24 protein-coding genes are annotated in these 22,988 nt (G+C 66.8%); 8 read left to right on the top strand and 16 right to left on the bottom strand.

What is annotated here, in order from left to right; translation table 11 throughout:
- From MLD63_RS08995 to MLD63_RS08940, 12 genes are all read right to left on the bottom strand, one after another.
- Nucleotides 1-300: a chorismate mutase family protein gene (locus tag MLD63_RS08995; RefSeq protein ID WP_255329964.1), complete on the bottom strand. Its 300-nt coding sequence runs from the start codon at nt 298-300 to the stop codon at nt 1-3.
- Nucleotides 301-379: 79 nt separating this feature from the next.
- Nucleotides 380-2,272: an ATP-dependent zinc metalloprotease FtsH gene (gene ftsH / locus MLD63_RS08990; RefSeq protein WP_255329578.1), complete on the bottom strand. Its 1,893-nt coding sequence runs from the start codon at nt 2,270-2,272 to the stop codon at nt 380-382.
- A gap of 80 nt (nt 2,273-2,352) precedes the next feature.
- Nucleotides 2,353-3,585 carry a tRNA lysidine(34) synthetase TilS gene (gene tilS, locus MLD63_RS08985; RefSeq protein WP_255329577.1) on the bottom strand — a complete coding sequence of 411 codons (1,233 nt, stop codon included), beginning with the start codon at nt 3,583-3,585 and terminating at the stop codon, nt 2,353-2,355.
- Between the two features lie 12 nt (nt 3,586-3,597).
- Nucleotides 3,598-4,482, bottom strand: a complete 885-nt coding sequence (locus MLD63_RS08980; RefSeq protein WP_255329576.1) for a tetratricopeptide repeat protein — start codon at nt 4,480-4,482, stop codon at nt 3,598-3,600.
- Between the two features lie 32 nt (nt 4,483-4,514).
- Entirely contained in the window at nt 4,515-5,099 is a 585-nt protein-coding gene (pal, locus tag MLD63_RS08975; protein WP_255329963.1) for a peptidoglycan-associated lipoprotein Pal, read from the bottom strand.
- Between the two features lie 17 nt (nt 5,100-5,116).
- Nucleotides 5,117-6,493: a Tol-Pal system beta propeller repeat protein TolB gene (tolB, locus tag MLD63_RS08970; RefSeq protein WP_255329575.1), complete on the bottom strand. Its 1,377-nt coding sequence runs from the start codon at nt 6,491-6,493 to the stop codon at nt 5,117-5,119.
- 43 nt (nt 6,494-6,536) lie between these two features.
- Nucleotides 6,537-8,237, bottom strand: coding sequence for a cell envelope integrity protein TolA (tolA, locus tag MLD63_RS08965; protein WP_255329574.1), 1,701 nt, complete (start codon nt 8,235-8,237; stop codon nt 6,537-6,539).
- Nucleotides 8,238-8,244: 7 nt separating this feature from the next.
- Nucleotides 8,245-8,706 (bottom strand): ExbD/TolR family protein, encoded by a 462-nt coding sequence (locus MLD63_RS08960; protein WP_255329573.1) that lies wholly within the window; start codon nt 8,704-8,706, stop codon nt 8,245-8,247.
- 3 nt (nt 8,707-8,709) lie between these two features.
- Nucleotides 8,710-9,402, bottom strand: coding sequence for a protein TolQ (gene tolQ, locus MLD63_RS08955; protein WP_255329572.1), 693 nt, complete (start codon nt 9,400-9,402; stop codon nt 8,710-8,712).
- 104 nt (nt 9,403-9,506) lie between these two features.
- Nucleotides 9,507-10,229, bottom strand: coding sequence for a sulfotransferase-like domain-containing protein (locus MLD63_RS08950; RefSeq protein ID WP_255329571.1), 723 nt, complete (start codon nt 10,227-10,229; stop codon nt 9,507-9,509).
- Nucleotides 10,226-10,615, bottom strand: coding sequence for a tol-pal system-associated acyl-CoA thioesterase (gene ybgC, locus MLD63_RS08945; protein WP_255329570.1), 390 nt, complete (start codon nt 10,613-10,615; stop codon nt 10,226-10,228). Before ybgC ends, MLD63_RS08950 begins: the two co-directional genes overlap by 4 nt.
- Nucleotides 10,616-10,624: 9 nt before the next feature.
- A complete protein-coding gene (locus MLD63_RS08940) occupies nt 10,625-11,221 on the bottom strand; it encodes a hypothetical protein (RefSeq protein ID WP_255329569.1) in 597 nt (198 codons plus the stop codon).
- Between the two features lie 402 nt (nt 11,222-11,623).
- Between MLD63_RS08940 and MLD63_RS08935 the strand changes: the two genes are divergently transcribed.
- Nucleotides 11,624-12,766, top strand: coding sequence for an HPP family protein (locus tag MLD63_RS08935; RefSeq protein WP_255329568.1), 1,143 nt, complete (start codon nt 11,624-11,626; stop codon nt 12,764-12,766).
- Nucleotides 12,767-12,823: 57 nt separating this feature from the next.
- Here MLD63_RS08935 and MLD63_RS08930 read toward each other — a convergent pair whose 3' ends face one another.
- A complete protein-coding gene (locus MLD63_RS08930; RefSeq protein ID WP_255329567.1) occupies nt 12,824-13,453 on the bottom strand; it encodes a 3-oxoacid CoA-transferase subunit B in 630 nt (209 codons plus the stop codon).
- Between the two features lies 1 nt (nt 13,454).
- Nucleotides 13,455-14,159, bottom strand: a complete 705-nt coding sequence (locus tag MLD63_RS08925; protein WP_255329566.1) for a CoA transferase subunit A — start codon at nt 14,157-14,159, stop codon at nt 13,455-13,457.
- A gap of 149 nt (nt 14,160-14,308) precedes the next feature.
- Here MLD63_RS08925 and speB point away from each other — a divergent pair, with 149 nt between their 5' ends.
- From speB to MLD63_RS08890, 7 genes are all read left to right on the top strand, one after another.
- Nucleotides 14,309-15,268, top strand: a complete 960-nt coding sequence (gene speB, locus MLD63_RS08920; RefSeq protein WP_255329565.1) for an agmatinase — start codon at nt 14,309-14,311, stop codon at nt 15,266-15,268.
- A gap of 79 nt (nt 15,269-15,347) precedes the next feature.
- Entirely contained in the window at nt 15,348-16,325 is a 978-nt protein-coding gene (locus tag MLD63_RS08915) for a TRAP transporter substrate-binding protein (protein ID WP_255329564.1), read from the top strand.
- 30 nt (nt 16,326-16,355) lie between these two features.
- Nucleotides 16,356-16,853, top strand: coding sequence for a TRAP transporter small permease (locus tag MLD63_RS08910; RefSeq protein WP_255329563.1), 498 nt, complete (start codon nt 16,356-16,358; stop codon nt 16,851-16,853).
- Nucleotides 16,846-18,129, top strand: coding sequence for a TRAP transporter large permease (locus tag MLD63_RS08905; RefSeq protein ID WP_255329562.1), 1,284 nt, complete (start codon nt 16,846-16,848; stop codon nt 18,127-18,129). Before MLD63_RS08910 ends, MLD63_RS08905 begins: the two co-directional genes overlap by 8 nt.
- A gap of 60 nt (nt 18,130-18,189) precedes the next feature.
- On the top strand, nt 18,190-19,242 hold the full coding sequence (prfA, locus tag MLD63_RS08900; protein ID WP_255329561.1) for a peptide chain release factor 1: 1,053 nt from the start codon (nt 18,190-18,192) through the stop codon (nt 19,240-19,242).
- Nucleotides 19,239-20,081, top strand: a complete 843-nt coding sequence (prmC, locus tag MLD63_RS08895) for a peptide chain release factor N(5)-glutamine methyltransferase (RefSeq protein WP_255329560.1) — start codon at nt 19,239-19,241, stop codon at nt 20,079-20,081. Before prfA ends, prmC begins: the two co-directional genes overlap by 4 nt.
- Nucleotides 20,082-20,296: 215 nt before the next feature.
- Nucleotides 20,297-21,145 (top strand): DUF4167 domain-containing protein, encoded by an 849-nt coding sequence (locus tag MLD63_RS08890; RefSeq protein WP_255329559.1) that lies wholly within the window; start codon nt 20,297-20,299, stop codon nt 21,143-21,145.
- A 33-nt stretch (nt 21,146-21,178) separates the two neighbouring features.
- Here MLD63_RS08890 and rsmA read toward each other — a convergent pair whose 3' ends face one another.
- Complete coding sequence (gene rsmA, locus MLD63_RS08885; protein WP_255329558.1) at nt 21,179-22,018, bottom strand: 16S rRNA (adenine(1518)-N(6)/adenine(1519)-N(6))-dimethyltransferase RsmA; 840 nt, start codon at nt 22,016-22,018, stop codon at nt 21,179-21,181.
- A complete protein-coding gene (gene pdxA, locus MLD63_RS08880; RefSeq protein WP_255329557.1) occupies nt 22,015-22,980 on the bottom strand; it encodes a 4-hydroxythreonine-4-phosphate dehydrogenase PdxA in 966 nt (321 codons plus the stop codon). Before pdxA ends, rsmA begins: the two co-directional genes overlap by 4 nt.
- Nucleotides 22,981-22,988 lie beyond the last annotated feature (8 nt).

Below are 22,988 nucleotides of genomic sequence, written 5' to 3'. Positions count from 1 at the left end.
TTAGCCCTGAGCGAGCTGAGCGTCTTCCTGAGCGATGGCGGCCTCGATCAGCTGCCGCCAGATCCGATCAATCAGCTCGGGGTCCAGACCCTGATCTGCGGCATGACGGCGGGCATTCGCGACGACTTCCTCGACCCGCGCGTCGATCCTCGCAGGCAGGCCGATCCGCCGCTTGATCCGCGCCGCCTGATCGATCAGCAACCGCCTTTCGCCCAGCAGGGCGATCAGTGCGGCATCGAGCGCGTCGATCCGGTCACGCAGGGTGTCCATGTCGGGAATATCGTGGATCGGGGTCTTCATCAGGTGCATTCGCTTGTCGGCACACGACGGCACCGGTCAAACCTCGGCCCCGTCCCTAGAGGGCGGGGCCGTCGATGGATCACGCCGGGGCAGGATCACCTTCGGGACGGGGTGCCTTGCCGGCCTTCGGGACCGAGGCCACCGACGGGATCGTCGAACCCGGATGATCGTCGTCACCATCCAGGGTCTCGCCGCGGATGATCTTGCCGATCTCTTCGCCGGTCAGCGTCTCGTATTCCAGAAGACCCTTCGCCAGACGTTCGAACTCCTCTTCCTTCTCGATCAGGATCGAGCGCGCAGTGTCGTAGCCTTCCTCAATCAGGTCGCGGACTTCCTGTTCGATCATCTCCTTGGTCGAAGCGGAAACCGAGAAGCCACCCGTGTTGCCGGAATAGCCTTCATGCGCCTCGGCATAATCGACGGCACCGACCTTGTCGGACATGCCCCACCGCATCACCATCGCGCGGGCGAGCTGGCTTGCCTGCTGGATGTCGCCGGCCGGGCCGTTGCTGACGCCTTCTTCACCGTACTTGATGATTTCTGCGGCCTTGCCGGCCATGGTCATCGCAATCTTCTGCTTGGCCTCGTCCTTGTGGAAGTTCAGCCGATCCATCTCGGGCAGCGAAACCACCATGCCGAGCGCGCCACCACGTGGAATGATCGTCGCCTTGTAGACGGGATCGCATTTCGGCATCGACAGCCCGACGATGGCGTGACCAGCCTCGTGGTAGGCGGTCTTTTCCTTCTGTTCGGGCGTCAGGACCATACTGCGGCGCTCGACGCCCAGCATCACCTTGTCCTTGGCGTTCTCGAAATCTTCCATGCTCACGAAGCGACGGCCGATCCGGGCGGCCATCAACGCGGCCTCGTTCACCAGGTTCATCAGGTCCGCGCCGGAAAAGCCGGGCGTGCCGCGAGCAATAATACGCAGATCGACGTCGGGTCCGACCGGCACCTTACGCGAATGGACGCCAAGGATCTTCTCGCGGCCCTTGATGTCGGGGTTCGGAACGTGGATCTGTCGGTCGAAGCGGCCGGGACGCAGAAGCGCAGGGTCCAGCACGTCCTTGCGGTTGGTCGCGGCGATGATGATGATGCCTTCGTTCGCCTCGAACCCGTCCATCTCGACCAGAAGCTGGTTCAGCGTCTGCTCGCGCTCGTCGTTGCCGCCGCCGATGCCGACGCCGCGCGAACGGCCGACCGCATCGATCTCGTCAATGAAGAGGATACACGGCGCCGATTTCTTGGCCTGCTCGAACATGTCGCGCACGCGGCTGGCACCGACGCCAACAAACATCTCGACGAAGTCGGACCCCGAGATGGTGAAGAACGGCACACCAGCTTCGCCCGCGATTGCGCGCGCAAGCAGCGTCTTGCCGGTGCCCGGAGGGCCGACGAGCAGCGCGCCCTTGGGAATCTTGCCGCCGAGACGGCTGAATTTCTGCGGATTGCGCAGGAATTCGACGATCTCTTCCAGCTCTTCCTTGGCCTCGTCGATGCCGGCCACATCGTCAAAGGTCACGCGGCCGTGCTTTTCGGTCAGCAACTTGGCGCGCGACTTGCCAAAGCCCATCGCGCCGCCCTTACCGCCGCCCTGCATGCGGTTCATGAAGAAGATCCACACGCCGATCAGCAGGATGAAGGGCAACCAGACGCCCAGAAGCGACATGAAGCCCGATTGCTGCTGCTTGACGACCTGAACTTCGACGCCCTGCGCGATCAGCTCGCCCGCGATCTCTTCGCCCTGAGGACGTACGGTGGCGTATTGCTGACCGTCGCTCATGGTGATGCCGACGTCTTCGCCGTCGATCGTGACCGAGGCGACCTGGTCATTTTCGACCCGCTGGATAAAGTCCGAATAGCTGATCTGGCGGCTGTTCATCTGCGACGAACCCCCGCCGAACAGGTTGAACAGCGCCAGGATCATCAGAAACAGCACGACCCAGAAGGCCAGATTGCGCGCGTTACCCAAGTCAGATTCCTCCGGGGGACGGTTTAACGGAAGATAGGCATGAAGCCGCCCCGTTCAATGCAGGATATCACGACTAGCGTCTAGTGTCGCACCAGCATTGTCTGAAAATCGGCGATATCACGCGACGGCAAACAGGTGACGCGTGATCCGGCCTGCAGCAGGGGCGCCGCGACCAACTTGCCGTTCTCGCGGATCGCCGGGGTGCCCGCCGCCTCATCGCGATCAAGCCCGGCATTGCGCCACGGCAGGCGGACCAGATCCTCGAGCCCGACGGCCGAAACCTCCTGTCCCGCCTCCAGACCCTCGATGCGCCAGCGGTTGTCCCAGACCGGGCTTGCACCATCGACGCTTGGTGCGCGCATCGCAGCCGCAGGCTCGCGGATGACGTGCAGGCGTTCGCCATCGGGTTCCAGCATGGCGCCGTCCAGCGTGACCCGGGACCCGCCGGCCAGCCCGTTCAACGCGTGTGAGACCGCCGCGCGGCGCGGCGGGTAGTCGGCGCCGGTGATCCAGCGGCAGGCGGCGACAACGATGCGCCGCCGAATCTCGGCAGGCGCACGACGGATTGGGCCACGTGGCAGGATCAGCGTGCCCCGTGTCGCCCGCGCATCGCGGCAGATTTCGGCGGCGTAAAGCGCCAGGGCGTCCCGCGCCTCGCTGAGATTGGCGGCGACCTTAGCCAGAGCCATCGTGTCGACCCCCAGATCGGCCATCGCCTTGCGGACACGGACACGTTCGAAATCGGTGTTCTGGTTCGAGGGATCGTCGATCCACCCGATATCGCGCGCCTGCATCCACTCGCGCAGTTCGGCACGGCCCACGCCCAGCATCGGCCGGATCCAGCGCAATCCGAAGGCGTCGCGCCATTCGGCCATTTCTGCCAGCCCGTCAATGCCAGCCCCGCGCGCCAGACGCATCATTAGCGTCTCGGCCACATCGTCGCGGGTATGGCCCAGCAGGACCGCAGGCAGATTGTTGCGTTGCGCCCAGCCTGAAAGAAGGCGCAGTCGCGCGTCCCGCGCTTCGGCCATCAGGTTTCCGGCCTCGGTTTCTCGGGTCCAACGCAAGACGACATGGGGGATGCCAAGGGCCGTTGCCGCCTCGCCCGCCTGCTTCGCCTCGACTGCGCTGTCCGGTCGCAGTCCGTGGTCTACGGTCGCTGCCATCAGCGTCCGGTCGCGCGCCCAATCCGCCGCAATATGAAGAAGCGCGGTCGAGTCGCCGCCGCCGGAAATCGCGATCCCGAGGATGGGCATGTCGCCCGCCAGCCGATTCAGTGCGGCACGGATGCGGTCGGCGGCACCAAGGCTCACCGCCGCGCCCACCTAGCCATGTTCCGCCATGTCGGCACCGAATTCGGGGTCCAGCCCCTCGACGCCATCGGGAACGGGCAGGGCGGCCGCGCCGCAATTCAGTTGTGCCATGCGGCTTTCGGCCTCGACCGCGGCATCGCTGCCACCAAAACGGACGGGAATCTCTGCCAGATAAAGACAGGCCGCCAGCGGATCGCCCTTTTCGCCGATCACGGTCGCAAGGCGCAGAAGGCTGTCTGCGGCGCTGCTGCCCTCGGGGTCTGCCGCGAAGCTTTCCAGCCAGGCCCCGGCCGCACCATCCTGATCGCCCGCACGCTCCAGCGCGATCCCGCGCAGATACAGGGCCTGAGCCGTCAGCGGGCCGCCGGCATGGGTTTCGGCGACGGCCGCGAAGAGCTCGGCTGCGCGGCGAAAGTCACCCTGACCGAGCACCTCCCGGGCCCGGTCGAAATCAGCCTGTTCGCTGGCGGTCGTGGCTGCCGGACGCGGCGGCGCGCCTGCCGCGCCGGACGCAGGTGCCGGCATGGCGGGCATCCCTGAGTTGCCGGTGCTGCCCAGCTCGGGCTGGTTCATCAAGCTCGACAAATCGCAGTTCGGGTCCATCTCGCACAATCGGAACTCGATATCGCCCAGTCGAGTGGTGCCGTCCGCGACGACGCGGCGGATGCGGTTCTGCAACTGTTCGGCCTGGCCTGTCAGCGTGGCGATCTGCGCCTCCATCGCGTTCATCCGGTCGATCGCGGTGTCGCCCCCCGCCGCGGCGTAACCCAGCTGGCCCGAGGCCATCAGCTCGCCCCGAAGCGATTGCAGGTCGGCCGACAGCGTGCGCAGGTCGGCTTGAAGATCGGCAAGCGTCGGTCCGTCCTGCGCAAACGCGGGTGCCGAAAGCAGCGCCAAGGCCAAGGCGGCTGTTGTCGCAAACCGGCGCATCACACGCCCGCGCCCGGTGTTGTCGCGTCGGGGACGGGGGGCGCCGCACCCGCCGCGGGTTCTACAATGGTTTGCGCTCGGCGGTTCTGGGCGAAACAGACCTCTGTCGAGCAGACCTCCAGCGGACGCTCCTTGCCGAACGTGTTCGTGCGGATACGGCCAGCCTCGACCCCCTGTGCGACGAGGTATTCCTGAACCGCGCTGGCGCGGCGCGCGCCAAGGGCGAGGTTGTATTCGCGGGTGCCCTTTTCGTCGGCGTGGCCTTCCACGCGGGCGTTGAAGGCCGTGTTGTTGATCAGCCACTGCGCCTGAGCGGCCAGACGGGTCCGCGCCTCGGCGCTGAGCGTCGTCTGGTCGGCGGTGAACAGGACCGTGTCGCCGACGACCGTCCGGAAATACTCAGCGCTGGCGCTGCCGCCCAGGGAACCGCCGGGCAGATTGCCCTGATAGATCGCGACCCCCCCCGCATTCGCGTAGGGATCACTTACCTGCCGCGGAAGCTGCTGCGTCGGGGCGCAGGCGGACAGTCCGCCCGCCGCGAGGAGGAGCGCGAGGGTCGCGGCCCGTCCATGTCGAGTGATCATCTTCACGCCGGTTTCCTTCATGGCAGCAGCGGTCCCCACGCCGGATCGGAGGCCGCGAAATCAAGATCGAGCGGTCGCATGTTGCGCCCGGTGATGTCGACCGAGTGCAGCCGCGGCTCACCGTCGCCGCCCGGCGTCACGCGGGTGAACATGACGACCCGCCCATTGGGCGCCCAGGTCGGTCCCTCGTCAAGGAACGATTCGGTCAGCATCGTCTCTTCGGACCCGTCAGCGCGCATGACACCGATATGGAAGGATTCGCCTTCCTGGCGGGTAAAGGCGATACGGTCGCCGTTGGGCGACCATGCCGGTGTTCCGTAACGGCCTTCGCCAAAGCTAATCCGCACGGGCTCACCCGAACCATCTGCCGGCGCGACGTAAAGCTGCGGGCTGCCAGAACGGTCCGACTCGAAGACGATCTGGGTGCCGTCGGGGCTGTAATCGGGCGAGGTCTCGATCGCAGGCGAGGCGATCAGCGGGCGTGCGGTGCCCGTCGCGGGCTCCATCTGCCAGATATCGGAATTGCCTGCCTTGTCCTGCGAATAGACGATCCACTTGCCGTCCGGCGAGTAGCGCGGCGAAAACGCCATCGTGTCGCTGGCTTCGGTCAGCGGTCGTGAGGTGACGCTTTCCACATCCATCACGCGGATCTGCGGAAAGCCGCTTTCGAAGCTGGTATAGAGGATCGACTTGCCGTCCGGTGCGAAACGCGGCGCTAGGACAAGCGCTTCGTCGCCGGTCAGCCAGGCGATGTTCGCGCCGTCGTAATCCATGATCCCAAGCCGCTTGAGGCGAGCGTCCTTCGGGCCGGTTTCCTGGATAAAAGCGACGCGGCTGTCGAAATAAGGCGCCTCGCCCGTCAGACGGGCATAGATCTGATCGGCCATCTTGTGCGCGGCCCGGCGCCAGTCGTCACGGGCGGTCACGAACTGCATCCCGTCGCCAAGCGCCTGACCCGAGAAGATGTCGAACAGGCGAAAACGCACCGTCACCTCGGTCTCGGTCGCCGACACGTCGCCGGTCACCAGCGCCTGCGCGTTGATCGCCTTCCATTTCTCGTACCCAACCGGCGCGTCGAAACGGTCTCGGGTTTCCAGAAACGCATCGTCGTCGATGCTGCGGAAAAGGCCGGTGCCGGTCAGGTCCGCCTCGACGACCGACTGCACCTCGGCAGCGAGTCCGTCGCCGTGGAACGGTGCGATCGCGATTGCCAGGGGTTCGACTACGCCATCGGTGATCTCGATGCGCAGCGGCCCGCCCTCGTCCTCGGCGGCCGGGCCGATCTGGGGCGCCACATCGACCGACAGCCCGGCATCGGGCGCAGCCTCCTGCGCGACCAGCGGCAGGGCTGCGACGGATGTCAGAAGGGCGGCGATTGAGGCAATGCGGATCATGACCGGGTCCCTAGCAGGTCTGAACGGGCGGGAAAAGAAAGCATCAGTTCACCGATGGACCATCGGGGCGGAAGTCGACGATCACGTCTTTCCAGCGCTCGTACTTGTTCAGCGGCAGGCCGTAGCCGCCATTGCGGATCGCGCATTGCAGGATCGCGCGGCGCGCAACTTCGAAGGCCTGTTGCGCGGCGGCCGGGCCACCGCCTTCGTGGCCCATCAGCCGCAGGGTGCGATCCTCGGGCATGCCGTTCGCGTCCATCGAGAAGCGGACGGAAACCGTGGTCTGTGCAGCCTCGACAGAGAGGGCCCCCTTGTTCCAGCAAGCCTCGATCTGGATGCGGAAGCCATCACGCTCGGCCACCGACAGAGGCGGCCCCTGGCTTTCGCCTGCTCCGGGGACGTCCAATGCCTGGTCGAGCGCCATGGCGAGGGCGTCGCCACCCGGTTCGGTCCGGCTTGCACCGACGGCGGCGGCTGCCTCGGCATCTGCGACGTCCTGCTCGGCCCGCGCGGCATCATCGAGTGCCGCCTGCAGTTCGGGTGACAGGCCGCGCTGCCCCGCCGCGACTTCGGCTGCGGCGGCATCGGCCTGGCGCTGCGCCTCCGCCTGGCGCTCTGCCTCTGCCTGGCGCTCTGCTTCAGCCTGCCGCTCGGCCTCGGCTTGGCGTTCCGCCTCGGCTTGACGCTCAGCCTCGGCTTGACGCTCAGCCTCTGCCTGCCTCTCAGCTTCGGCGCGGCGCTGTTCTTCCGCCTGCCGCTCGGCTTCCGCCTGACGTTCTTCTTCTGCGCGACGCGCTTCCTCTTCGCGGATCGCCTGTTCTCTTTCTTCACGGATTTCGTCAGCACGCTCGGCAGCGATGGCGTCGGCCAGCTCCTGCGCTTGCCGTTCCGCTTCCGCCAATGCCTCGGCTTCGGCCGCCACCGCTGCTTCGGCTTCCGCACGGCGGGCGGCCTCTGCGGCGGCTTCGCGCTCTGCCTGGGCCTGTCGCGCCGCTTGCTGCTGCCGGGCGGCTTCGGCCTGCTGAGCTGCCTCGACCTCTGCACGTGCGGCGGCTTCGGCTCGCCGGGCCGCCTGCGCTTCGGCTGCCACGCGGGCCTGCCTTGCGGCCTCCGCTGCAGCCAGCCGGGCCGCGCGGTTCTCGACCAGACCCTCGGGCCGGTCCTGTGGACGCCGCGACACGTCGAGCGCCAAGGGTGATCGCGGTGCCTCTGGTGCGGTCACGCTGAGCTCCGGCTCGGGCAGGGCCGGCCGATCGGGCGAGGCTTCGCTGCTTGGCGGCGCCAGCGGTGTCGGTTGGGCAATCGCGACCTCTGCCCCGTCGTTTCCGGGCAGGGCGGGCGTTGCGGAAACGTCAGGCAATTCGGTCGCGATGCTGACCGGCGCGGACATCGACAGGCCACCGGTGTCAGGCGCGTCTTCCGCCCCATCAGGTGCGGCAAGCTCCGGCGCATCGGCCCCGGCGGCGGGCGCGACCGAAGCCTCCGGCGCGCCCGGATCGTCGCTTGCATCCGTCGGCGCGGCCAGTCCCGGCACTGCCGCAACCTCGCCGCCCACGGGGCCGGCACCACGCGCGCTGGCGGCATAATCCTGAAACTCGGCCTCGGTCATCGTGGCGACTTCGGTCATGCGGATCGCGGGCGTGTCGATCGGGCGGAACAGCGAACCCGACAGCGCGAGCCATGCAAGGAAACCCGCATGCGCGAGCCCCGAGGTCCACCTGCCGATGCTTTGCGCCCGATCCATCTGGCGATCAGCCGTTCATCTCGGGTCCGCCGGTCTCCGTCACCAGCACGATGTCGGTGAAGCCTGCGCCGTTCAGCGCGCCCATGACCTGCACGACGCGACCATAGGCCAGTTCACGGTCGGCGCGCAGGAAGATCTTGGCGGTGTCCCGCTCGGCCAGCACCGCTTGCAGGCGGGCGATCAGATCGGCCTCGCTGACCTGTTCGTCCATCAAAAGAAGCTGGCCGTCGTCCGTCAGGCTGATGACCAGCGGCTCTTCCGGCTCCGAAGGCAGGGCGACAGCCGCGGTGCGCGGCAATTCCAGGGGGACGCCGACGGTCAGAAGGGGCGCCGCCACCATGAATATGATCAGCAACACCAACATCACGTCCACGAAGGGCGTCACGTTGATCTCGGCCATGGGTGCGCTGCGCCGCCGTCCGCGACCGCCGCGCCGGCTGCGCCCCTGACGCTGGAGCGTGGCGGCCATGACCTAGGCCCCGTCCAACTGCCGCGACAGGATAGTCGCGAATTCGTCGGAGAATGTCTCGTAATTGCCCGTCAACCGGTCGGCGTCGCCCGAGAGCTTGTTGTAGAAGATCACGGCCGGGATCGCGGCCAGAAGTCCGAGCGCGGTCGCGACCAGCGCTTCGGCGATGCCGGGGGCGACGACGGCGAGGTTGGTGTTCTGGCTCATCGCGATGCCCTCGAAGGCGTTCTTGATGCCCCAGACGGTGCCGAAAAGACCGATGAACGGCGCCGTCGATCCGACGGTCGCAAGCAGCGTCAGGCCCCGCGTCAGGCGATCCTCCTCGCGCTGGATGGCGACGTTCATGGCCCGGTCGATGCGCTGGCTCGCGCCTGGGATCAGGTCACCGTCGTCGCGGTGGCTGCGGCGCCATTCGGTCATGCCGGCGGCGAAGACGCGCTCGGACGGGCCGCGCGGGTTCTCGCCCAGCCGATCGTAGAGATCGTCCAGCGGGTCGCCAGACCAGAAGCTGCGGTCGAAACGGTTCGCCTCGGCGCGCGCAGCGCGGTAGGTGATGAGCTTCTGGATGATGATCGACCACGCCCAGACACTGGCCAGAACCAGCACCACCATAACGATCTGCACGGTCAGGGAAGCGCGCCAGAACAGCGCGATCATCGAGAAATCTAGGGCCGTTGCGGCCTGATTGGGGTCCATGTCACTGCCTCAGAGTCTGGCGAGCCGTTCGCGCGGCCTTCTAAAGCGTTGATACCAGAAGGGTCAGGGGGTTGACCAACACAAAGGCGAGAGTGTCGCCAGCTTCAGTCTATGCGAAGCCGGTGGTCCGCGACCGCGGCGTAGTCATCCTGCAGGCTTTCGGCCAAGGCCTCGAGCGGGCCGTCCAGTGTGGGCAATGGTCCCTCGGCGCCAGCGAAGCCCGTGGAATTGTTGACCGCATCATACCAATGGCTGCCCCAGATTCCGTCTTCGGGCTTTTCGCCGGGCTGCCAGGACAGCATCCGTTCGGTAAAGGGAATCCCGATCGCGTCGCACAGCGTGGCAAGAGCGGGTCTCGGCGCGCGGCGGATGTCGGCGCTGTCGATGACGACCGGGACCGGGCCGCGGCGGGCGAGTTCCTCGAGCAATTCGCGCTGGCGACGAAAGCCCAATTCATCGGGCGAGGGCAGGCCGCGCTTGGCCGAGAAGCTGGCGACGACGCGTTCGGGCGCGCGGATCAGGAAGACGTTCGTCAGGTCCGCCAGCCAGTCCGTCTGCATCCCCGGCAGCATGTGCTGAACCATGTGTTTCTGGTACTGGATCGGCCGGTCCGTCGCCACCAACATCGCGTCGCGCGCGTCACGCCAGTCGGCGGGTTGGCTTTCGATGATCACGTCGCGCATCGGATGATCGAGGCCGGTCTGCAGCAGGTAGTGGGCGTAGAACGGTTCATCCACGCAGGCGCAATCACCGCGCGCGCCGAAACTGCGCATCATCGCGGTCGAAAGGTTGCGGGGTCCGGACCACATGGCGATGCGCGTGGTCATGCGATCGCCTTTCGGACGGCTTCGGGGATGCGCGTGGGACGGCCGCCCGGGCCGAGGCAGGCGATGGTGACACGCGCGGACAAGAGGGTGATGCCGTCGCGGCTCACACGCTGGTCCACGATGATCCGGGCAGGTGTCATGGCGGCGAGATCGGTTTCCACCGTCAGCAGATCGTCGAAGCGGGCGGGGCTGAGATAATCGGCCTCGACCCGGCGCACGGCGAAGACGACGCCTGCCTGATCCTTCAGCGCGGACTGGTCGATGCCCAGGTCGCGCAGCCAGTCCGTCCGGCCTCTTTCGATGAATTTAAAGTAGTTGGCGTAATAGACGATACCGGCGAGATCGGTGTCTTCGTAATAGACTCGGATGGGGATCTGGTGGCTCATCGCGGCAGGTTAGGCCGGGTTTCCGGAGGCCGCAATCAGGCGCGCGGAAAGGCGCAGCGCGTGGCTGGGATCGGTGGCGGAGGCGGGCAGGACGGGCGCATAGGCGGCGCGGATCAGGGCCGCGAGATCGGGGGAGGGCGTCACGTCGCGGGCGAAGGTCAGCATCGCGCGGACGGCCAGCGTTTCGGCAAGCTGGCCCGGATGCGCGTCGGCGAGCGGGCCGGACATGTCGAGGAAGGTCAGGCAGGCGCGGATGCCACCATCCGCGTCGAAGCGGAACAGACGGTACTGATCGGCGCCGGCTTCGGCCAGACGCGCAGGCAGATCGGGCTGGCCGGTCAGCGCCTGAAGATCGGGGACGCCCGCAAGGTCGGACCAGTCGCGGGTGAAGAACAGCATGAAATTGCTGCCCATTTCCGGATCCGTTTCGGCCATCGGGACGCCGGCATGCGCGGCGACGGCCCGGATGGCGGCACGGAAGATCGGCAGCGATTCATCGGCGAGGCCGAAGATGACCGGCGCGATGGGGCGACCCCAGCGGGCGCAGAGGAAGCTGCCGTCGGGGCGTGTGAACAGGGCTTCGATGTCGTCGGCGGACAGGCTCATGACCCGCGCTTAGGGATATGCGCGAGCGGCGTCCAGCGCGTTAACCTTTGAGCTGCGCACCAAGCGTGCGGTGGGCGCGCAACAGCGCAACACCCCGATCGTCTTTTCGACCTGCATTTGCTGGGTTTGACGGATCACAACCCGTACACCGCGCGTACACAGGCTGTACACAACCTGTACACAGGCTGCGAGCGTGCGGTTCAGGAAGCGTTAAGGGTTTCGGCTGGCTCCAAGACGCCTTCGCCAGAAAATTTTCGTGAGAGACAGGTGGGTTGGGACGCTCGGCACCCAACGCAGGGCGTTGCGCGATCGAGAGGCGGTCAGGCTGGCGCTTGGTTTCAACTGTGCTTGAAATTTGGGCATTCCGGTGAAATCAGGCGGTGTCCGGCATGAGGTGCGGCGTTGTCCATCTGGAAATCACTCGGTCCTGCGATCCCCGGCGTTGCGATCGGCGAGGCGGTGCGCGCAGGCGTCGGCGCGGTGTTCGGGCTTGCGGTCACGGGCCTGTTTCTTCTGACCGAGACCATCGATCCGACGACGGGCCTGTACCTCGTCGCACCGTTCGGGGCGTCGTCGGTGCTGCTGTTTGCCGTTCCGAACAGCCCGCTGGCGCAGCCCTGGCCATCGATCGTGGGCAACACGCTGTCGGCGATCATCGGCGTGGCGGTGTGCCTGTCCGTGTCCGATCCGGTTCTGCGGGTCGCGTTGTCGGTCGGGCTTGCGATCACCGCGATGCTGGCCTGCCGTGCGGTGCATCCACCGGCCGGCGCCGTCGCAATGACGGCGGCCCTGTCGCCCGACAGCATCGCGCAACTGGGCTTCTGTTTCGCGCTGGCACCGATCGCACTGGGGACCGTGGCGCTAGTTCTGCTGGCGACCGTCTATGCACGGATCACCGGGCGCCATTATCCGATGCGGCAATTCGACGTTCCGGGTCGGCACAGGACCGAGGACCCTGACCCGGCCGAGCGCCTGGGCCTGTCAGAGAGCGAGTTGACCGACATCCTCAAGCGGTATCGACACTCGCTCAACCTTGGCGTCGAAGATCTGGCGCGGCTGATCGGGGCTGCCGAATTGCAGGCCGCAGCGCATGCGACGGGTCCCCTGACCGCAGCCGACATCATGTCGCGCGACCTGGTCACGGTCGGTCCCGAAGCGAGGCTGAGCCGGGTCGCGGACCTGTTCCGGACCCATCGCTTCACCTCGCTGCCTGTCGTGGGCGCGGATGGCGGGCTGCGGGGCGTCATCTTTCAGATGCATCTGATCAATGCGGCGCAGGCGCGCGCCGGGCAATCAGGGCGCGGGAACGTCAGCGCGTTGCGCGCCCTGATCCTTGGTCGTGACGAAGCGTTGACTGCCGGCGACATCATGGGCCGCGACGGTCCGGTCGCGATGTCAGGGACGCCGGTCGCCGCGTTGCTGGCGCTGATGGCGGATGGTGACACGGACGCTGTCCCGGTGGTGTCCGACGCCAGGCTTGTCGGCATCGTCACACGGACGGATCTGATCGCCGGGCTGGCGCGCAGCGTGGCACGACGCGGCTGACCGAACGGTCGTGGAAAGGTGCGGTGCCGGCGCGCGGCGACGCGCGCCGGCAATCGGTCAGTTGACGATCGTCGCTTCGGTCGCGGCGCGGATATCGTCTTCGGTCACGCCATCGGCCGTCTCGACGATGCGCAGGCCGCCTTCAACCACGTCCAGCACGCCGAGATTGGTGATGATGCGGTCGACGACGCCGGTGCCGGTCAGGGGCAGGGTGCAGGATTTGAGCAGCTTGGATTCGCCGGCCTTGTTGGTGTGATCCATGACGACGATCACGCGCTTGACGCCCGCGACCAGATCCATCGCGCCGCCCATGCCCTTCACCAGCTTCTTGGGGATCATCCAGTTGGCGAGATCGCCGTTTTCCGCGACCTCCATCGCGCCGAGGATCGCTGCTGCGATCTTGCCGCCGCGGATCATCCCGAAGCTGAGCGCGCTGTCGAAATAGGCGGTGCGGTTCAGTTCGGTGATCGTCTGCTTGCCGGCATTGATCAGGTCGGGGTCTTCCTCACCCTCGAACGGGAAGGGTCCCATGCCCAGCATGCCGTTTTCGGATTGCAGCGTGATGTCCTTGTCGCCGACGTAGTTGGCGACCAGCGTCGGGATGCCGATCCCGAGGTTCACGTACATCCCGTCTTCCAGTTCCTCGGCCGCGCGGGCGGCCATCTGGTTGCGGTCCCAGCCAGCCATCTCAGGCCTCCTCACGCTTGCGCACGGTGCGCTGTTCGATCCGTTTCTCGTGCTCGCCCTGGACGATCCGGTGGACGTAGATGCCGGGCAGGTGGATCATGTCGGGGTCGAGTTCGCCCCGCGGCACGATCTCTTCGACCTCGGCCACGCAGATCTTGCCGCACATCGCGGCGGGCGGGTTGAAGTTGCGGGCGGTCTTGCGGAACACGAGGTTGCCGGTGTCGTCGGCCTTCCACGCCTTCACGATCGACAGGTCCGCGAAGATGCCGCGTTCGAGGATGTAATCCTCGCCGTCGAACTGCATCACTTCCTTGCCCTCGGCGATCACCGTGCCGACGCCGGTCTTGGTGTAGAATCCGGGGATTCCGCAGCCGCCGGCGCGCATCCGTTCGGCCAGCGTCCCTTGCGGATTGAATTCCAGCTCCAGCTCACCGGACAGATACTGGCGCATGAACTCGGCGTTCTCGCCCACGTAGGAGGACATCATCTTGCTGATCTGCTTGGTGTCCAGAAGCTTGCCCAGGCCGAACCCGTCGACGCCGCAATTGTTGGAGGCGACGGTCAGGTTCTTGACGCCGCTTTTCACGATCGCGTCGATCAGAAGTTCGGGAATGCCGCACAGGCCGAAGCCCCCGGCGGCGATCAGCATCCCGTCCTTCAGGATTCCGTCGAGCGCCGCATCGGCGCTGTCGTAGACCTTTTTCATCCGCGTCCCCCTGTTTGGCTTGGCCCCTGTCTGGCTTGCCGGATGTTCTGCCGCCTGCCTGCCGGGCTGTCAATGCAAGCGGGTGCGCTTGCGCGGCACGCGGCGCTGGCCGATGCTGCGGGCCGAACGACAGCAGGCGAGGCAGGCAGATGGCATTGACGGATGCGAAGACGCAGGTGGATCAGGCGTTCACGCGGGCTGACCCGCGAGGGCCGAGCTTCGAGAACGCGTTCGGCGGCGCGACCAGCTTCCTGCGGCGCCGCTACACCAAGGATCTGGCGGGGGTCGATGTCGCGGTGACCGGCGTGCCCTTCGATCAGGCGGTGACGAACCGGCCCGGCACACGGTTCGGGCCGCGCGCGATCCGCGAAGCCTCGACCCTGCAGCCCTATGATCCGCCCTATGGCTGGGGGTTCGATCCGCTGGCGGTCCAGAATGTCGTGGATTACGGCGACATGGCGTTCGATTACGCAAACGTCCCCGAGGTGCCGGGGCTGATCGAGGCGCATGTGGCGGGGATCGCCGAGGCCGGTGCGCTGCCGATCACGCTGGGCGGGGACCATTCCATCACGCTGCCGATCCTGCGCGCTATGGCGAAGATTCACGGGCCGGTGGCGCTGATCCAGTTCGACGCGCATTCCGACACCTGGGTTGATGACGATCCGGCGCGGATCGACCACGGAACGTTTCTTTACAAGGCGATACGCGAAGGATGTGTTTCGGTTTCAAACGCCGTGTCGGTGGGCATCCGGACCGAGAACCCGGACACGCTGGGTGTCACGATCCTGGATGCACCGATGGTTCATCGCGACGGGGTCGAGGCGGTGCTGGGCCGTGTGCGCGAGATCGTCGGCGACCGGCCGTGCTATGTCACCTTCGACATCGATGCCCTGGACCCGGCCTTCGCGCCGGGGACGGGGACTCCGGTCTGGGGAGGGCTGGCCAGCTGGCAGGCGGCGGCGATGCTGCGCGGGCTGGCGGGCATCAACCTGATCGGCGGCGATGTGGTCGAGGTCTCGCCGCCCTACGATTCCGGCGGGATCACCGCGGTCGCGGGGGCGCATGTCGCGATGGAACTGATCGCGCTGGCAGGCTGGCGGAAGCGCTGAGCGGGTCTTGCAACCCGCCACCATCATTTGCAGGATGCGCGCGATCCGCGGGCGGAGGGTTCGCGACAGGGAGAACGGCATGACGATACGGATGACTTTGGGTGCGGCGACGGTGCTGTCGCTGGTGGCGGGCGCCGCTGCGGCGCAGACCGAGATCAAGATCGGCTATGCGCTGGCCGAGGACAGCCATTACGGCGTCGCGGCCAAGGCCTTCGAGGAAGCAATCAGCGAGGCGCTGCCCGATCAGTTCACCTTCCGCGACTTCCCGTCCTCGGGGCTGGGCGGCGAGCGCGAGGTGATCGAGGGCATCCAGCTTGGCACCGTCGAGGCGACGATCGTGTCGTCGGGCACGCTGTCGAGTTTCGTGCCGGAGGCCGGTGTCTTCGACGTGCCGTTCCTGTTTCGTGACCTGAACCACGCCCGCACCGTGCTGGACGGCCCGATCGGGCAGGACATGCTGGCGAAGTTCGACGATGTCGGCATGCACGCGCTGGCCTGGGGCGAGCAGGGGTTCCGGCATCTGACCAACAATCGCGGCGCGGTGAACAGCACCGAGGATATGGCGGGTCTGAAGATCCGCACCATGGAAAACCCGGTCCATATCGAGGCGTTCGAGGCGCTGGGCGCCGCACCGACCCCGATGGCGTGGCCCGAGGTGATCCCGGCGCTGGAACAGGGCGCGATCGACGGGCAGGAAAACCCGCTGTCGGTGATCGTGTCGGCCAACTTGTCGGAAGTCCAGAAATACCTGACGCTGGACGGCCACGTCTATTCGCCGGCCATGATCCTCGTATCGCAGAAGCTGTGGAGCGAGCTGGACGACAGCCAGAAGCAGGTGTTCGAGGATGCCGCCGACAAGGCTGTCGTCGCGATGCGCGCCTATGTGGACGATGTCGAGCAATCGGGCGTCGAGACGCTGCGCGAGGCCGGCATGGAAGTGAACGAACTGGACGAGGCGCAGAAGACCGCTTTCCGCGAGGCGCTTGCCGGACCTTACGAGGATTACCGCAACCAGTTCGGCGGCGAGTTGATGGACCAGATCATCAACACGCAATAACGCCCTGACGCAGAGAAGAAAAACAACGCCGTGCGTCAGCTTGAACGTACCTTTCTGATCCTGAACGGCGCCGCGATCATCGCGGCGCTGGTCCTGATGTCGGTGGTCGTGGGCTGGAATGTCAGCCTGCGCTACCTGACCAATGCCTCGCTGCCCTGGGCCGACGAGGTGGCACGCTACACGATGATCTGGCTGACCTTCCTGGGCGCCGGGCTTGCGCTGCGGCAGGGCGCACATGTCGCGATCTCGAACGTGCAGGAGGCCTTGCCGGGCCGCGCGCAGATCATGCTGCGCTGGGCGATCCTGATCGGGTTGATGGGTTTTTTCGCCTTCATGATCTGGGTGGGCTGGGATTACATGGCGCGCAGCCAGTTTCAGCGGTCCGCCGCGCTGCGGCTGCCGATGAAATGGGTCTATGCTGCCATGCCCGCGGGCTTCGCGCTGCTGGCGGTGCATCTGGCGCTGATCGCGCCGCGCTATCTGCGCGCAGGCTTCGCGACCGGAGACGACGAGGCTGCCCGTGGTTGAGATTCTGGTGATCGCCTTTCTTGCGCTGATCGCGATCGGCGTGCCGGTGGCCTTCGCGCTGGCGCTGGCTGCCTTCACGGCGGTCGGGCTGGCCGGCGACTATCCGATGGTGGTCGTCGTCAAGGAAATGTTCTCGGGCCTCGACAGCTTTCCGCTGCTTGCGGTGCCGTTCTTCATCCTCGCCGCCGAGATCATGTCGACGGGCGCGATCTCGCAGACGCTGCTGCGCTTCGCGGGGCAGTTCGTTGGACATCTGCGCGGCGGTCTTGGCTATGCGAGTGTCCTGACGCAGACGCTGTTCGCAGGGATTTCCGGCTCGGCGCTGGCCGATGCGGCGGGGCCGGGCGCGATGATGACGCGGATGATGGACAAGGGCGGTTACGATCGCGCCTATGCCGGGGCGCTGACGATGTCGGCGTCCGTCGTGGGTCCGATCATCCCGCCCTCGATCACGATGATCGTCTATGCGCTGCAGGACAGCCGCGTCTCGGTCGGCTCGCTTTTCATGGCCGGGATCCTGCCGGGCCTGCTGATCTCGGCCGCGATGGCGGGGGTGAACTGGCATATCAGCCGCAAGCGGGGTTATCGCAGCGCCGCCGCACGGCCGTCCTGGGCCGAGATTGGACGCAATTCGCTGCATGCGGTGCCGGCGCTGTTGCTGATCGTGCTGGTTGTAGGCGGCATTCGCGCCGGGATCACCACGCCGACCGAGGCATCTGTTCTGGCTGTCTTCTACGCGCTGCTGGTGAGCATCGTCATCTATCGCAGCATGGGCCTGCGCGACCTGTGGGGCGCGTTGCACCGCGCGGCGATCATGTCGGTCGCGGTGCTGCTGATCCTGGCCGCCGCGCGGGCCTTTGCCTGGGTGCTGATCATCGAGGGCGTGCCGCAGGCGCTGGCGCAGGGCGTGATCGCGATGGAGCTGTCGCCGGTCATGTTCCTGCTGATGGTCAACCTGCTGCTGATCGTCTTCGGCATGTTCATGGACCCGCTGCCCGGCGTCATCATCCTGGTCCCGATCCTGGCACCGATCGCCGCGAATCTGGGAATCGCGCCCGAGCATTTCGCGATGGTGGTGATCGTGAACCTGACCTTCGGGCTGATCACGCCTCCGGTGGGCGGACTGATCTTCGTCATGGCATCCGCCACGAACCAGAAGCCCGGTGCGCTGATCCGAGAACTGCCGCCCTTCTTCGCCGCTGCCATCGCGGTGCTGATGGTGCTGACCTTCGTGCCGTTCTTTTCCACCTGGCTGCCGCGGCTGGGCGGGTATTGACCCGTCACCTGTCGCCCGGGCGCTATTGACCCCGCGCGCGCGCCGCGCGACACCCCTTGCATGCTGCCGCAGGATCGTCTCGACCAGATCACCGCGCGCTTCGAGTATCTCGAAGCGCGGCTGAACGCAGGTGCCGAACCGTCAGAGATCGCGACGATCAGCCGCGAATACGCAGAGCTGCGCCCGGTGGTCGAGCAGATCGCCGAATGGCGTGATGCGCAGGGCGCCCTGCGCGAGGCCCAAGCGATGCTTGCCGATCCCGAGATGCGCGAACTGGCCGAGGACGAACTGCACCGCCTGCGCGCGGCCTTGCCGGACCAGGAACAGGCGCTGCGGGTGGCCCTGCTGCCCAAGGATGCCGCCGACGCACGGCCCGCGATCCTTGAGATCCGGCCCGGGACGGGCGGCGACGAGGCGGCCCTGTTCGCGCGCGACCTGCTGGGCATGTATCAGCGACACGCCGAGGCGCAGGGCTGGCGGCTGGAGGTAATGGAGCTGGCCGAGACCGAGCTGGGCGGTATCCGCGAGGTTGTCGCCCGGATCGAGGGCGAGGGCGTCTTCGCCCGGCTGAAATACGAATCGGGCGTGCATCGCGTCCAGCGGGTGCCGGAAACCGAAAGCGGCGGGCGCATCCATACCAGTGCTGCGACGGTGGCGGTGCTGCCGGAGGCCGAGGACGTGGACATCGACATCCCGGCGGGCGACATCCGCATCGACACGATGCGCGCATCGGGTGCCGGCGGGCAGCACGTCAACACCACCGATTCGGCGGTGCGGATCACCCATCTTCCGACCGGATTGGTGGTGACCTCATCCGAGAAGTCGCAGCATCAGAACCGTGCGAACGCGATGGCGGTGCTACGCGCACGGCTTTACGACATGGAACGTCAGCGCAGTGATGCAGCGCGGGCGGCGGATCGCAAGGCGCAGGTCGGCTCGGGCGATCGCAGCGAGCGAATCCGGACCTACAACTTTCCGCAGGGTCGGCTGACCGATCACCGGATCAACCTGACGCTTTACGCGCTGGACCGGGTGATGGCGGGCGATCTGACTGAGATCATCGACGCGCTGGTGGCCCACGACCAGGCCGCCAAGCTGGCCGCCGAGACATGACGGGCACCGCGGCGCTGCAGGATGCGGTGGCGCGGCTGCGGGCGGCGGGCGTGGATGACCCGGCAGGCGATGCACGGCGTCTGCTGCTCCATGCGTTCGGCTCCGACCTGCAACGGCATCAACTGGCCGAGCGGCTGTCGCAGCCGCTGCCGGGATCTGTCGCGGCGCGGTTTCAGGCGATGGTCACGGCGCGGGCCGCCCGGCAGCCGGTCAGCCAGATCACCGGACGCCGCGCCTTCTGGACACACGATTTCGCCGTCACCCGCGACACGCTGGACCCGCGACCCGAGACCGAGGTCCTGGTCGAGGCGGCGCTGGGGCTGTCGTGGCACAACGTGCTTGATTTGGGGACGGGGACGGGCGCGATCCTGATCTCGCTTCTGGCGGCCCGGCCTGGGTCGCTGGGGCTGGGCACCGACGTGTCCGAAGCTGCGTTGCGCGTCGCGCGAGGCAACGCGACCCGGATCGGGGTTTCGGCCGACTTCAGGTTGTCGGACTGGTTCGCGAATGTCGCGGGGCGGTTCGACCTGATCGTGTCGAACCCGCCTTATATCGCGATCTCCGAGATGACCGGATTGTCGCCCGAAGTGCGGGAATGGGAGCCTGCGGGCGCGCTGACGGATGGCGGTGACGGGTTGTCGGCCTATCGCGCCATCGCGGCAGGCGCCGGCCGGCACCTGAATCACGGCGGTCATGTCCTGTGCGAAATCGGCGCCGCGCAGGGTCCCGCGGTATCGGCCCTCTTTCGCGAAGCGGGGGCAGAGGTGCGGGTGATCACCGACTTGGATGGCCGCGACCGCGTCGTGGCGTCACGATTCCGTCAGGAATCCGCTGGCTGAGCGTCGTTTGACGCATTTTTCGCTTGTCACTCTGCTTGCGGCATGTTTATTCGGTTTCGTGACGGGCTGCTTTTGCGGCCTGCGCGGGTCAGCCTAAAGTCGATTGTACCATCCGCCGGGGCGCAGACCCCGACCTGACTACAAGCACAAGATGGTGCCGTTGCGCCGACCCAAACCCGTCTCCGAGATTTCCCGGACCTAACGACGACGAACTCATGAGATCATCGAAATCGCGTTCGCGCAACAAGTCGAACCGTCAACGCTCGCTTGGCAATATCGTCAATAGGGTGTTCGATTCCTCGGGCCCCGAGGGCAAGGTGCGCGGCACCCCGCAGCAGATCATCGAGAAATACCTGACGCTGGCGCGCGACGCACAATTGTCGAACGACCGCGTGGCCGAACAGAGCTTCTTCCAGCACGCCGAGCACTACACGCGCATGCTGGGCGAGGCGCAGCGCGAACAGGCCGAACGCCAGGCGCAGCATCAGCAGAACCAGGGCGGACAGCAGCACGGCCATCGCCAGAACGGCGATGACGAGCAGGGCGACCAGCGGGATACCCGCGATCAGCGCGACAACCGCGACGGTCGTGACAACCGTGACCAGCGCGACAGCCGCGACGGTCGGGATCACCGCGACAATCGCGACCAGCGCGACAACCGCGCGAACGGCAACCGTCAGGACAACCGCGGCGAGGCCCGCGAGGACCGCGAACATCAGCGTGAAACCGCGCGTGCGGAAGCAGCCGACAACGAGGCGGCCGAGGCACCCGTGCAAGAACGCCGCGAGCCGCAGGCCGACAACGAGCACAAGGGACGGCATGGGCTGCCCGAGGCTCTGCTGCCTGCATCCGAGGCCGAGCCCGAGGCCGATCAGGGCCCCGTCGCGACCCCGGAAGACGAGGTGAAGCCGAAGCGCGCCCGCAAACCCCGCGCCGAGGGCACGCCCCGTGCGCCGCGTGGCGAAGGCGCACCCCGTGCACCGCGCGCGCGTCGCAAACCTGCTGCAGATGCGGATACGGCACCTGCCGACACGACGCAGGACGAGCAGTCCGGTCAAGCCTGATCGGGTTTCGCGTGCGCGCCTAGCCCGATGCCCTTAGACGGCCAGGGCGCGGGCCAGCGCGCAGAATCGCTCGAGGTCGATTTCCTCGGCCCGCGCGGTCGGCGGTATTCCCACGCTTTCCAGAAGCGTCTCGATCTGCGGGTGGAGTCCGCGCAGACTTGCCCGCAGCATCTTGCGCCGCTGATTGAAGGCGGCGGCGGTCAGGCGCGACAGAATCGCGGGATCGGCCGGGTAGCGCGGCTTCGGCAGGGCGGTCAGATGGACCACGGCCGAATGAACCTTGGGCACCGGAACGAACGCTTCTGGCGGAAGCGTCATGGCGATCCTCGCGTCGGCCCGCCATTGCGCCAGCAGAGCCAGACGACCATAGGCCTTGCTTCCCGGTTGCGCGACGATACGCTCTGCCACTTCCTTCTGAAACATCAGGGTCAGTGACTGCCAGAAGGGCGGCCACTCCGCCGGGGTAAGCCAGCGGACCAGCAGTTCAGTGCCCACATTGTAGGGCAGGTTGGCGGCAATGCGGATCGGCGGGGTAAGATGCGCCAGCGGGTCGATCCGCAGCGCGTCGCCTTCCATGATCGAGAGGCGGCCGGGATAGGCATCGGCGATCTCCTGCAGGGCGGGCAGGGCGCGAGCATCCTTTTCGATGGCGAGCACGTGGCGCGCACCTTCGGCTAGAAGCCCGCGGGTCAGTCCGCCCGGACCGGGGCCGATTTCCAGCACGTCGCATTGTGTCAGATCGCCTGCCTGACGCGCGATCTTGGCGGTCAGGTTCAGATCGAGAAGAAAGTTCTGACCAAGCTGCTTTTTCGCGCGCAGATCGTGGCGCGCGATCACCTCGCGCAGGGGTGGCAGGCCGTCGATCGCGCTCATCCGCGGGCGGTCGCCATGTCGCGGGCCATGCGCAGGGCTGCAATAGTAGAGGCGGGGTCAGCGATGCCCTTGCCGGCAATGTCGAAGCCCGTCCCGTGGTCGGGCGAGGTGCGCACGAAGGGCAGCCCCAGCGTGACGTTGACGCCGCCCGCGAAATCCAGCGTCTTGATCGGGATCAGCGCCTGGTCGTGATAGGCGCAGATCGCCGCGTCATAGCGGGCGCGCGCCGGGGCGTGGAACATCGTGTCGGCGGGCAGCGGGCCGATCAACGTCAAGCCTTCGCCTTGCAGGCGCAGGATCAGGGGGGCGATCCAGTCGATTTCCTGCCGGCCCATCGTTCCGCCTTCGCCGGCATGGGGGTTCAGGCCCGCGATCGCGATGCGGGGATCGGCAATGCCGAAATCACGGATCATCGCCGCGTGGGTGATGCGGATCGTGCGTTCCAGAAGGTCTGGCGTCAGCGCATCGGGCACGCGTTCCAATGCCATATGGATCGTCGCGGGCACGACGCGACAGGGCGGCGTCACCGTCGTCGACGCAAGCATCATCGCCACATCGACCCCGCCGGCAAGATGGGCGAGGTATTCCGTGTGGCCAGGATAGCCGAAACCCGCGCCTTCGATCAGCGCCTGCTTGTTGATCGGCAAAGTGCAGATCGCGGCCGCCCGTCCGCACATCACCAGATCGACGGCGCGGGCGATCACCGCGATGGTCGCGGCGGCGTTCGCCGGTTCGGGGCGGCCGGGTGTCGCCGGGGCGGGAAAATCGTGGCGCAGCACCGGCAGGTGACCTGCGGGCACGGGGGCGTCGGGTGTCTGGATCTCTGACCAGGCGGTGTCGGGCGGCAGATGCGCGGGATCGCCGAGAAAGGCGAAATCGACGCCCGAGGCCAGCGCCTTGCCTGCCAGTTCCGGGCCGATCCCGGCCGGTTCGCCACAGGTGAGAATGATGCGTCCGGTCATCTTGCCCG

Origin of the sequence: Paracoccus albicereus, assembly GCF_024359525.1 — a bacterium.
Lineage (GTDB): Bacteria > Pseudomonadota > Alphaproteobacteria > Rhodobacterales > Rhodobacteraceae > Paracoccus > Paracoccus albicereus.
This window is presented reverse-complemented; position numbering and strand designations above follow the sequence as displayed.

Excerpts from the sequence above, each read along its gene's own strand:
- MLD63_RS08960 (WP_255329573.1), bottom strand. The coding sequence starts at position 8,706 with ATGGCCGCCACGCTCCAGCGTCAGGGGCGCAGCCGGCGCGGCGGTCGC.
- MLD63_RS08995 (WP_255329964.1), bottom strand. The coding sequence starts at position 300 with ATGAAGACCCCGATCCACGATATTCCCGACATGGACACCCTGCGTGAC.
- tolA (WP_255329574.1), bottom strand. The coding sequence starts at position 8,237 with ATGGATCGGGCGCAAAGCATCGGCAGGTGGACCTCGGGGCTCGCGCAT.
- pal (WP_255329963.1), bottom strand. The coding sequence starts at position 5,099 with ATGATCACTCGACATGGACGGGCCGCGACCCTCGCGCTCCTCCTCGCG.
- tolQ (WP_255329572.1), bottom strand. The coding sequence starts at position 9,402 with ATGGACCCCAATCAGGCCGCAACGGCCCTAGATTTCTCGATGATCGCG.
- pdxA (WP_255329557.1), bottom strand. The coding sequence starts at position 22,980 with ATGACCGGACGCATCATTCTCACCTGTGGCGAACCGGCCGGGATCGGC.
- MLD63_RS08940 (WP_255329569.1), bottom strand. The coding sequence starts at position 11,221 with ATGAGCCTGTCCGCCGACGACATCGAAGCCCTGTTCACACGCCCCGAC.
- prmC (WP_255329560.1), top strand. The coding sequence starts at position 19,239 with ATGACGGGCACCGCGGCGCTGCAGGATGCGGTGGCGCGGCTGCGGGCG.
- rsmA (WP_255329558.1), bottom strand. The coding sequence starts at position 22,018 with ATGAGCGCGATCGACGGCCTGCCACCCCTGCGCGAGGTGATCGCGCGC.
- MLD63_RS08915 (WP_255329564.1), top strand. The coding sequence starts at position 15,348 with ATGACGATACGGATGACTTTGGGTGCGGCGACGGTGCTGTCGCTGGTG.
- MLD63_RS08890 (WP_255329559.1), top strand. The coding sequence starts at position 20,297 with ATGAGATCATCGAAATCGCGTTCGCGCAACAAGTCGAACCGTCAACGC.
- MLD63_RS08950 (WP_255329571.1), bottom strand. The coding sequence starts at position 10,229 with ATGACCACGCGCATCGCCATGTGGTCCGGACCCCGCAACCTTTCGACC.
- prfA (WP_255329561.1), top strand. The coding sequence starts at position 18,190 with ATGCTGCCGCAGGATCGTCTCGACCAGATCACCGCGCGCTTCGAGTAT.
- MLD63_RS08925 (WP_255329566.1), bottom strand. The coding sequence starts at position 14,159 with ATGAAAAAGGTCTACGACAGCGCCGATGCGGCGCTCGACGGAATCCTG.
- ybgC (WP_255329570.1), bottom strand. The coding sequence starts at position 10,615 with ATGAGCCACCAGATCCCCATCCGAGTCTATTACGAAGACACCGATCTC.
- tolB (WP_255329575.1), bottom strand. The coding sequence starts at position 6,493 with ATGATCCGCATTGCCTCAATCGCCGCCCTTCTGACATCCGTCGCAGCC.
- MLD63_RS08930 (WP_255329567.1), bottom strand. The coding sequence starts at position 13,453 with ATGGCTGGCTGGGACCGCAACCAGATGGCCGCCCGCGCGGCCGAGGAA.
- speB (WP_255329565.1), top strand. The coding sequence starts at position 14,309 with ATGGCATTGACGGATGCGAAGACGCAGGTGGATCAGGCGTTCACGCGG.